The organism is Massilia sp. DJPM01 (assembly GCF_030348125.1).
Classification (GTDB): domain Bacteria; phylum Pseudomonadota; class Gammaproteobacteria; order Burkholderiales; family Burkholderiaceae_D; genus Telluria_A; species Telluria_A frigida.
In genome coordinates, this window is record NZ_JAQOZV010000053.1 from 50,134 (window position 1) to 57,856 (window position 7,723).

A 7,723-nucleotide genomic window follows, 5' to 3' on the forward strand; every position below is an offset into this window, starting at 1 on the left:
AGGGATTTCGATGCATCGGACCCGGCCCACGACCGGCCGTCAACGCTACCTGGGACGCATTTTGATGGGCTTCAATTTCAAGGAATGCAGCGCCAGCGTGAAGGCGCCGTTGTACTTTTCGTAGTAACGCGTGTGCGCCGACATGGTAAACAAGACGCCGATGCCATCTTTGACCGTTCCCGCGTAGCGGGTGTAGTAATTCTCGACCTCCGATCCGAGTTGCAGGCTGTCCACCCAGACCGTCCCGTTGATGACCACCTGGGTGGCCGGCTGCACGATTTTTCCGGTTTTCGGCGTGACGTTCAAATGCGCCGTATAGTTGAACAGCGTGTCTTGAGGACCGGCTTCCTTGGCTGCCATGATGATGACCGCCTCCTTTTGCGCCTGTCCTTTGTTGGCCCGGCACACAAATTCGGTGCCTTCCTGTTTACATCGCCAGCCATCGTCCATGGTAAAGCTGAGGTAGGCGTTTTCGAATTTCTCGGCATGCGCCGCTGGCTGGAACAGCGCGGCGGCGCAGCCGATGAGGATGCGGGTCCAGTGCGTCATCATGTTGCCTCCTGGGTGGGTTAAGCCGGTGCGCCCGGTGGCCGCAGACCAGCCAGGCGCGGCCAGAGCGCCGCTTGCGCGCCACCGGTAATCGATGCGTAGTAATCCTGGTACAGCTCGACAGCGGGCAGGGCCAGGGCGCCGCTGGCAAGCAAGGCATCGCGCACCTGCGCCGTGAGCTCGTCGATGCGCTGGGCCGGCTCGGTTCCCACCTGCGAATTGACGATGACGAGTTTCGGCAGGCTGATCGCATCGATCCGCGCGCGCAGCAACTCGACATGAAATGGACGAATCAGGCTCTTCTGGCTTAGTGCCAGCAGCACGAAAGGCTGGCCGTTGGGCGTACTCAACATGCTGAAGGGCATCGTGGACGGCATGGCGCGCGCGCCCATGTGCAGCAGCATCTGCTGCGCCAGGTCGATCAGTTCGGTGGGATCGGCGCTGGCCAGGATGCGGGTCATCTTGCGCGACGCGGAAATTTCCTGCTGTAAGGCCAGAATGCGCGCCTCGATCCCCGCCTGGGTGCGGACCAGGTCGAGCAAGCTCGTTTCGGCGCTGCGCGCATGAGGCAGGTCATGTGCCAGCATCCAGGCGGGATCGTCCGCGGTCAGCCGCTGCCGCCAGCTGAGCTCGCGCACGAAGCTGTCGCTGACACGGTGGTCTTCCAGCTTGGCGGCCAGGGTGATGAGCTGCTCGCGCAGTGCCACGGCCGCCCCGGCCGGCATGCTGCGCGCCAGGTAGGGAAAGACGCCGGCAAAGCGGGCATCGTTGGCGTAGGTCGCCTGCTCGTCGGCGGGCATGTCGAGGAAACTGAAGTGCGTGAAGAAATCGCGGATGCGCTCGTGCCGGAAACGCACTTCCTGGGCCGTGACCTTACCCGCCGGATCGGTAAAGCTATGCAGTTGCGCCAGCTTTGCCGCCTGCAATTGAACCACTTCGGGTTTGAACGGCAACTCGCCCAAGTCTTCCCTGTCGTCGCGCCGCTGGGCCAGCAGGGCGCGCGAAAAGGCTGTCGTGCGAAACGGCGTGGCGTTGGCGGCAAGGTGGCGCTTGACGTGCTCGAACTGCTGGTTTTCCAGCGCCAGCAAGTCGGGAACTCCCCCCTCCGACAGCAGTATCGCGATCGATGTCAGGTCCATCGGGTTGACCAGGATTTCCTGGAACGCCCGTTCTTCCTCGCTCGCTTGCAGCTGGCTCCAGGTGTCGTCGAGGAATGCGCCAGCGGCGCGCTCGAATGCGGCGCCCGTCAGGACGGCATCGGGCGCGAGGATGCTGGCCCTGCCCATCAGGAACTCGCGTACCTGCCCGTGGTCGAGCGCTTGCAGTTCAAAGGTTTCGATACCGGACAAGCCGCGCAAGGGGATCTGGCTGGTCACCAGGATGTTGCCATGCGGGTAGTTGGCGACGAAGGAAGTGATTTCCTCCTGGGTCGCCAGGTCGACTTCGTTGTAGCCATCGACGTAAACTGACAGCTTGCCCGCGTAGATCATCGCGTGCAGCAGATTGGGGTCGTTGCCGATACCCTGCATGCGGCGCTTGATTTCCGCTTCCACGCCGGTGCGGCACTGGTCGGCGCGCAAGTAAGCCATCACGTCGTAGCTGCCGGCCGCGCGTCTGGCGAGCCAGAAGCGCAGAAAACTCGATTTGCCCAGGCCGGATTTGCCCTGCAACAGGACGCGCCCGCGATGCTTCGCCAGCGCGACCGTGATCGCTTGCGGAACCGCCGCCGTGCTGGCGGCTCCGATGCGGGCAGGCCGGTGCAGCACCTTGCTTTCCCCAAAGTAGGCCCGCGGCTCGGTGCCGTCGCCGCCGTATATGTCGCGCAGAAATTCTGGCAGGAAGGGCGCAAACAGGCGGCGCCGCGCTTGCGGAACATACAGCAGGACCAGGTCGATGTAGCCGAAGCCGAGCACCTTGCGCACCACCGGGTTCCAGAATACGACCGCCTGCAAGGTAGGCGAACTGGGGTAGCCTGTCAGGAGAATGCACCATACGCCCAGATGCAGAAAAATCGCCGTCGGTATGCCGATCAGGGCGGCCATCCACATGCGCCCGCGGCGCAGGGCACGCAGTTCGGCAGCGTCGCCCGGATAAGCGTCTTGCAAGGCATGTTCCCACCAGGCCAGCGTCGATTGCGTGCTCAAGTCATAGGGCAGCTTGCGGGCGGCGCCGATCACCATGCGCGCCACGTCGGCGCGCAGCGCCAGCGAGGCAGCCTGGAATTCGCCGCTTTCCCACAGCGATTGCAGCGCGCCGAGGGTGGCGGCCGGCGGGCTGTCGGGCTGTGCGCCAGGCTGGCGCACCAGGCGCGCCAGCGGCAGGCGCGGATCGAGCAGCAGGCCGGCGCAGGCGCGCACGGCCTGGTATCCGGTTTCGGTCGGACCGGGCGCGAGCAGGGCCACGCCGGCCGCGCTGCCCAGCGGCCGCGCGGCACTCAGGCGCCAGCAGGACTCGGGCGCATTGGTCGACCATGTGGATTGCTCGACCTGCAACTGCGCATAGGCCGCGCCGAAACGTGCCAGGCGCTGCAACACCAGCTTGGCCGTTTCGGACAGGTCCGGCCGGGTCAGTACCAGGCCCAGGTGCTCCATCGGGATCGGTTTGAGTTCGCCTGGCACCGCGGCGCGCTCGTAGGCCATTCCCAAAAGAACCAGTGCGGTCTTGGCGACGATGTCGTTGTGATCGGCAAGCGCGGCGTGAAACAGTTGCTGTTCCGCGACCAGGCGGCCGCTGGCGGCCAGTGCCAGCAGCGCCGCCGCGCGCACGACGGGGTCGGCCGCGTTCGCGGCCAGCCCGGCGGCCATGCGCAGCACCGGCGGCGGCGCGCCCCCGGCCGCTTGTACGATACGCAAAAACTTTCGCTCATCGAGCCCCGCTTGCCCGGGCATGTTGCTGGCCCAGAATGCATCGCTGGTGATGAGGTTGGGGCTTGGGCGTGCGCCACCGAGCATCATGTCCCTGGCGCCGGCCCAATCGGCGCCAAGCAGCCGCTGGTCCAGTACGGTCGACAGCGCGGCCGCCAGTTGGTCCGAGCCGGTGGACCACTCGGTCAGCTCGCCCAGGCCGTGCCGGCGAATCAGCGCGGCCAGCGCCGGGGCGGGGTCGCCGTGTTTGCGTTCCGCCAGCAGGTAGGCATCGATCGCCGCTCCGTAGGCTGTGCGGCAATCGTGATCGCGCACCACAATCGCGGCCCAGAAATCGGGCAAGCTGCCTGTGGCCAGTTTGCTGCGCGCGGTCAGCAGCGCCAGTTGGTAGCCGATCGCCTCGCATGGGGCGGACTTGTCGTTGAGTGCTTGATACATATCGAGCGGGAAGGCGGCAACCGTGGCGCGCGCTGCGTCGGGCGCAAGACTGATCCAGCGTGCGGCGATGTCGGCCTGCAGCGTGGCGCGGATGGCCTGGGCATCCTTCTCTTGATACAGCGCATTCAGGTAGGCCGGATCGGCGGCGCCCAGCAAGTCATAGGCGCTGGTCCAGTCCTCGCCTGTGGTTTCTCCCCACAGTTGCGCGGCCAATTCGCGCGACAAGCCGGCGCGGGCGCGCGCGTCCAGCGTTTTCAGGCGCCGCAGGGCTGCGCGCTTCTGGGCAAGGTCGTTCGACAGCAGGGCCGTGCGTACCTGTTCCTGGCCGAGCGGCGCCTCCATCGCCAGCAAGGCCGTGCGCGCCAGGGTTTGCCGCTGGCGCACCAGTGGCGAGTCGGCCTTGTCCGCCAGCCAGCGCTCGAACACGGGCCGCTGCGCTTGCAGCTGGTCGGGGAAATTGGCCAGCAGTCCAAACAGCTCGTCCCGCGCCTGGCCTTCCAGCCGGCCGGTATCGAGCGCCTTGACGATGTGATCGACGGCCGCGCCTGGCAATCGGCGGAAATTGTTGGAAGCCGCAAGCGTCATGACGATGCGCTTGGTTTTGCCAGAGGCTAGTGCATTCTTCAGTTCTAGCAGGAAGGGTTCAGGCGCGTAATCCATCAGTTTGGCGATCCCCATCGCCCGTCCGTTCCGGATGCGGGATGTGAGATCGTTCGATGCCGCATCGATCGCCTTGGCCAGGCGGTCGGAATGCGCTAGCCGCGCAGCAATGGCGGCGTTCAGCCCGGGCGGGGCGTCCGCCAGCAGCTCCACGGCACCCACCGCCAGTGCCGGATCGGCGGGGCCGACCAGGGACATCCAGGCCTCGGCCAGCTTGTCGCTGTCGGTCTTGCTCAGGTGGGGAGCCAAGGGCGCGAGCGCGAGATCCTGTAGCCGTATGGATGTCAGGGGCGCTGTCCGTTTGCCGTCATCCGCGCTCGCCGGCGGCAGCGCCGCGGCGAACAGCATCAGCGACGCCAGTGCGCTGTGGAACCGGATATGTTTCAATCAACCTCCTGGACGGACGGCGTGCGGCGGGATGAAAAAGGATAGCGTAAATATATGCTCTTCTGATGATATGTTTCGATAACTTGATGCGGCGCAAGGTAGTGTTGTGAAAAGATTCGATGGACTTGTGATTATGCAAATGCCGTGCTTGGGGGAGTGTGCTTGCGATGGAGGGCCGGGATGGCGGCGGTGACAGGCGTTTGACTGTCGGGGCGGGCCCAGCGCGGGATGTGCTGGGTGGCGACGCTCTCGTGCGCAGGGATTGGCGAATAGTGGCGCGGATGGATGCCAGTGGCAAAGATGGGTTAGCGCAAGGTACTCGGTGTCACGCCAAACTCGCGTTTGATTAATTTACGCAAGGCTGTACTGTCCTGATAACCGACCTGCGCCGCGACTGTGTCGATCGAAAGCGCCGTCGTTTCCAGCAAATGGGTCGCTTGTGACAAACGCCGCCCTTGAATGAATTTGATTGGCGATACACCGGTCGCGGCTTTAATACGTCGCGCCAGTGTCTTGGGCGAGAGCGCCGGTTCGGACGACAGCGCAGTCACCGTCATCGGCTGCGCCAGATGCGCATCGATCCAGCGCTCCGCCGCAATCACCGTCTGGTCTTCATGCTCCAGATGGTCGCGCATCATGTAGCGCGCCTGCGAAGAGCGCTGATCGATCAGCAAATAGCGCGAACACAAATGCGCCACCGACTCCCCCGCCACGTCGGAGACGATGGCCAGCATCAAGTCCAGCTGCGACAAGGCCGCGCCCGCAGTCAGGCACGGTCCATCGCGCACCAGGATGCGCGCTTCGTCGAGTATCACCGCGGGATAACGCGCGCGAAATGCCTGGGCGAGCCACCATGCCGTGGTCGCCTTGCGGCCGTCGAGCAAACCGGCTTGCGCCAGCAGAAACGCTGAACTGCATGAAGCCGCAATCTTGGCGCTGCCCGCTGCCGCCGCAGCCAGCCAGTGCATCGCCTGCATGGTGTCGCTGCGCGCAAGACAGGCGCTGAGCTCCTGATCCGAACGGTAACCAAGGCCTGGAACAATGATCCAGTCCGATACCTCCTGTTTTGCTGTCTTGAACCGGAGGTCGGCCTTCATCCGCAAGCCGGCACCGGTCGTGATGCAGGTCGTGGCGGCGATGGTCCTGACCTGCAATTGCGGCGCACCGCCGCGCGCCGCAAGAATGGCTTGAGCCGCATGCAAAGTATCGAGCGTGATCGACAAGCTGCTGTCGAATACGCCGTCCAACACCAGAACCGTGATGATTTTCATTTGTCCATTTTGACACAAAAAATGTCAAATATCGGCCTTCACGGACGAGCTGCAAAGCGCCAGACTGGCGCTGCCTGCTTTGGAATGGAAACCCGACATGCAGCAATCGTGACGAACATTGCCTTGTCTGGCATTGCAGTGAGTAAGGAGGGGGCGACAGCGGAAGGTAAAAGTGTCGACGTGCCAGATGCCAGCAGTGGCGGCTTGAAGCGTACTTGTGCCTTGCGCCAGGCAAGACAAGGAAACGCGTCAGACCAGGCTTGTATGAGTCTGCACCGCCTCTTCCGTCAATTGATGTTCACACCGGAAAAACCATGCTGATTCAACACCTGAAACTGTACCATTACCCGGCCAGCCGAAGCGCACGTACCAAATGGATGTTGCATGAGGTCGTTGGCGATGCCTTCGACGTCGAGAACGTGGACCTGTACGCAGCCGTCCAGTATTCTGCCGAGTTCCTGCGCGTCAATCCCAACCATGCTGTGCCTGTACTTGAGATTACGTGGGACAACGGGGCAGTGCAGCACATGCTCGAAAGCGCGGCCATGGTCGCTTTTCTTGCAGACGCATTCCCCGATGCCGGGTTGGCGCCTTCTCCCGACGCATCGCCGGAGCGAGCCGACTACTTGCATATGCTTCACTTCGGATCAACCTGGATGGACATGATGCTGTGGCAAATTCGCGCCCACGAGCATGTCTTGCCGGAGGCGGAGCGGGACCCGCGAACGGTGGCGAGATACCGCAAGAAGTTCCGAGAGGAAATCGAACCCCAGCTTGCTGCGCGGCTGGAGCGGGCGCCGTTCGTCTGCGGGCAGACATTGACAGCAGCCGATTGCATCGTGGGACATGCTGTTTTCTGGGCGCGCGGTTATGGCTTGTGTCGCGGCGAGATATTCCAGCGTTACATGTTGCTCATCTCGCAGCGGCCGGGGTTTGGCGCTGCATTCTCGGACGTGCGCGAGTTTGTACTCGATGCCACCCAACAGCCTCTCTCGGCGCGCTTTACAGGGTGACAGTCATCCGGCCTGCGTGCGAGACGGTATCATGGCTCGCCTGGAGGGTACGGTCCTTTTGAGTTTGAACGGGCACCCCGATATCCGGCGTATTTGTGCAGCTGTCGAGATGCACACGGTGCTCATTTCGTTTACGGTTGGCGGCGGGGCAAGGCTGTCGGTCGCAACGAGGTGATCATTGATAGCTGGGATAGAAGCCGTGATCCAGTTGGCTTTTTCCAGTTACGCTACAGTCGGCAAAGGCCGAGACGCAGGCTTGCCCTGCGCCAACGACCGGGTCATCTCAATCCGGCGTTTGGCCTGGCGAACGCTATTCTCGGCCCAAGCGGATCGACGTTCCAAGCGGTTGCTGCGGGTAGAAGCGGCCGTTGAACCCGACCGAAGCCCGTCCAGCGTTGCGCCCGCCCGCGTCAGTGGCGCTCAATACCGCGTCCGCCGTGAAGACCACCCGGGTTGCCGCCGTCACGTCGAAATAGAACATTTGCATTGCATATCCCTGCATGAATTGATCGTGCAAAGGCGGAGGAGCCTCTTGCAAAAT

General features: G+C 63.4%; 5 protein-coding genes. 1 reads left to right on the forward strand and 4 read right to left on the reverse strand.

The genetic code is table 11. The features are described from left to right. Window positions 1-45: 45 nt before the first annotated feature. The 3 genes from PO883_RS26740 to PO883_RS26750 form a co-directional block, all read right to left on the reverse strand. Window positions 46-552, reverse strand: coding sequence for a hypothetical protein (locus tag PO883_RS26740; protein ID WP_289312459.1), 507 nt, complete (start codon window positions 550-552; stop codon window positions 46-48). Between the two features lie 17 nt (window positions 553-569). Then, window positions 570-4,898: a hypothetical protein gene (locus PO883_RS26745; RefSeq protein ID WP_289312460.1), complete on the reverse strand. Its 4,329-nt coding sequence runs from the start codon at window positions 4,896-4,898 to the stop codon at window positions 570-572. A 305-nt stretch (window positions 4,899-5,203) separates the two neighbouring features. Further along, complete coding sequence (locus PO883_RS26750; RefSeq protein ID WP_289312461.1) at window positions 5,204-6,169, reverse strand: GlxA family transcriptional regulator; 966 nt, start codon at window positions 6,167-6,169, stop codon at window positions 5,204-5,206. Between the two features lie 314 nt (window positions 6,170-6,483). Here PO883_RS26750 and PO883_RS26755 point away from each other — a divergent pair, with 314 nt between their 5' ends. Continuing rightward, on the forward strand, window positions 6,484-7,182 hold the full coding sequence (locus PO883_RS26755; RefSeq protein ID WP_289312462.1) for a glutathione S-transferase family protein: 699 nt from the start codon (window positions 6,484-6,486) through the stop codon (window positions 7,180-7,182). Between the two features lie 310 nt (window positions 7,183-7,492). Here the strand turns inward: PO883_RS26755 and PO883_RS26760 are convergent. Beyond that, a partial coding sequence (locus tag PO883_RS26760; RefSeq protein WP_289312463.1) for a hypothetical protein occupies window positions 7,493-7,723 on the reverse strand: 231 nt, incomplete at its 5' end.